The sequence below is a fragment of the Paenibacillus nanensis genome, assembly GCF_003583765.1.
Lineage (GTDB): Bacteria > Bacillota > Bacilli > Paenibacillales > Paenibacillaceae > Pristimantibacillus > Pristimantibacillus nanensis.
The window spans coordinates 1-1,204 of sequence record NZ_QXQA01000041.1 but is presented as its reverse complement, the minus strand read 5'-3'; the positions used below and the strand labels follow the sequence as shown (position 1 = coordinate 1,204).

General features: G+C 47.8%; 2 protein-coding genes. Both read left to right on the top strand.

Annotated elements, in window-relative coordinates:
* Positions 1–73 precede the first annotated feature (73 nt).
* Positions 74–394: a transposase gene (locus tag D3P08_RS27560; protein WP_119603239.1), complete on the top strand. Its 321-nt coding sequence runs from the start codon at positions 74–76 to the stop codon at positions 392–394.
* A 91-nt stretch (positions 395–485) separates the two neighbouring features.
* Positions 486–1,204, top strand: a 719-nt coding sequence (locus D3P08_RS27555) for an IS3 family transposase (protein ID WP_162848614.1), incomplete at its 3' end; no start/stop codon positions are given.

Here is a 1,204-nt window from a genome sequence, read left to right as displayed (position 1 = left end):
GTGCAACTAGAATAAAAAGTGGACACCCAATTAAGAGAAGCTAGATAATAAGCTTATCGAGGAGGTGTTCACATTGGGTGAACAACGGCAACGCTTTAACGAAGAATTCAAGCAACGCACAGTAAGGTACATTCAGGAACAGACAAAATCGGTGGCGGACATCGCCGAGGAACTTAACATTCCTAAAGGAACCCTGCATAAATGGTTAGCCCAATACCGCACGTTTGAGAATGAGCCTTTAGCCAATGCGCAAAGAGTGCGTGACCTTGAGCAGCTTTTGAAAGAGAAAGAGCGTGAACTCCAAGCTAAGGATCGTCAAATTGCGGATGTCGAGGAGCAATTGGCCATCGTAAAAAAGGCTGTGCACATCTTCAGCAAATCACCAAGGAACTGAGGTTTTTATTCATTAAAGCCCATCGCTCTGAGTTTTCCGTGGTGAAGATGTGCAGCATGCTGGGGTATCTTCGAGCGGTTTTTACAAATGGTTGAAGGCAGAACCTAGTCAGCAGGAAATCCGAAAGGCCGAAGTGTTGGAACGAATCGTGAACCATTTCCAGGATTCCAAGCAGCGGTATGGGAGCCCTAAATTGACCGTTATGCTCCAGAAGGAAGGCTTAACGGTAACCGAGCGTACGGTTAGCAACTACATGCAGGAATTAGGCTTACGCTCCTGCGTATCGCGTAAATTCAACGTCCAAACGACGGATTCTAACCACGAAGATCCGATTGCACCTAACCTTCTAAATCAGCAGTTTCATATGACCGAACCGAATCGCGTATGGGCCGCGGACATCACATATATTCACTGCCGCGAGGGTCGGCTATATTTGGCGAGTCTCCTGGATCTCTGTACGCGAGAAATTGTTGGATGGAGACTCGGCGAACGGATGACAACGGAACTGGTCCTAGGGGCGCTGGAAGACGCCCACGAAAAGAAGCAGCCCGGGAGGGGCCTGATGCATCACTATGATCGCGGTTCGCAATATGCCTCTACGGATTACCGTGAGCAGCTGCAGGCATACAACATGCAAGCCAGCATGAGTCGAAAAGGGAACTGCTACGATAACGCTTGTATTGAATCTTTTCACAGCGTACTGAAAAAAGAGCTGATCTATTGCACAAAATTCCGGACAAAGGAACAAGCCAAGCAGGCGATTTTCGAGTACATTGAACTTTTCTACAACCGCAAACGAATTCACAGTTC